General features: G+C 70.6%; 2 protein-coding genes. Both read right to left on the bottom strand.

What is annotated here, in order from left to right:
* Positions 1 to 431, bottom strand: a 431-nt coding sequence (locus D7X99_RS41880) for a hypothetical protein (protein WP_199756433.1), incomplete at its 3' end; no start/stop codon positions are given.
* Positions 432 to 495: 64 nt separating this feature from the next.
* Positions 496 to 1,364 (bottom strand): SDR family oxidoreductase (locus tag D7X99_RS41875; protein ID WP_121782580.1); only part of this gene is annotated, 869 nt, incomplete at its 5' end.

The raw sequence follows: 1,364 nt of genomic DNA, 5'->3' as shown, positions 1-1,364 counted from the left end.
CGGCCACCCTCCCCCTCACGCGACGGACGCGCGACGGTCTCCGGAGCAGCAAACTCAGAGTCGTCCTCCTCCCATGCGCCCTGGCCAGAGGGCGGCGGAGGGGGCGTGAACCCATCCACGCGGGTCTCCAGGACCAGGTCATCGTCGGGAACGGGAGGCGGCGTCATCCGCGCCTCCAGGCCCGTGAACTCAGGTGCGCGCGGGGGCGCGCCCGTGGGAGGCGCGGTCCGCGACTGGTTGCCCCAGGACTTCCGGCCGGGAGTCGCCGCGGAGGAACGAGCAGCCTCCGCGGCGTCGCGCTGCACCGAGGCCGGCACCTGGGTCTGCTCGGTGCGGACCTCATCCGTCTCGTCCAGGCCGTCGTCCAACGGTGCGACCCGGGTCTCGTCGATCCGATCCGGCTCGTCGTTCCTGCGGTTCCCCTTGGCCATGTGCGCGACCTCTCGCGTCAGACCATAGCGCTTCGCCCGGCCGCCGGGGATGAGCCGTGCACGGTCAGTATTTCGGCCAGTCCGGACACACGATTTCGATGGAACCGCCAAGCCACGACGCATAGGCCGCCTCATCCGCGACGGTGTACGGCTTCCCATACGTCCGCTCGAAGTACTCCGCCCAGTGCGGCCGCGAGCCATCCAGGTCCGTGAAGCCGTACTCGCGCGCCAGCGTCCAAGACGCGACCACGCGCCCCGCCCTGCGGTGGACCTCCGGATCCGCCGCGAGCGCCGCCACCCCGCGGCCCACATACGACGGCGTCTCCGACGCGATGAAGTCCGGGACGTTCTTCACCGCGTCGCGCCAGTTCGCCTCCTTCACCCCGAAGCCATCCAGCATCTCCTCCGAGCGCAGGAACCCCGGCGTCACCGCCATCGCCGTGATGTTCGTGCGGCGCAGGTCCCTCGACATCGCGAACGCCAGGCGGATGACCGCCATCTTCGTCACGTCGTACGCGACGCCGCCCCGGTAGCCGAACGAGTCCCCATCCGTCACCTCCACGATGAGCCCCCGGTCGCGCTCCAGCATCAGCGGCACCGCGTAGCGGCTGGTCGCGAGGTGCGTGTACACGGCGCGGTCGAACATCAACCGAGCCTTCGCCGGAGCCTGCTTCCAGAACGGCAGCCCCAGTTCGTGCAGCGTCTCCCCGCCCCAGATGTCGTTGATCAGCACGTCCAGCTTCCCGGCCTCAGAGCGGATGCGCTGACACAGCGCCTCCACCTCCTCCTCCACGGTGTGGTCCACCCGCACCGCGATGCCCTTCCCGCCCAGCGCCGTCACCTGCTCCGCCGTCTCCTCAATCGTCTCCGGCCGGGACGCCCCGCTCGCCAGGTTCCCCCGCACGCTGCGCCCGGTGCAGTACACCGTGGCCC

This window comes from Corallococcus sp. AB032C, assembly GCF_003668935.1.
Taxonomy (GTDB): Bacteria; Myxococcota; Myxococcia; order Myxococcales; family Myxococcaceae; genus Corallococcus; species Corallococcus exiguus.
This window is presented reverse-complemented; position numbering and strand designations above follow the sequence as displayed.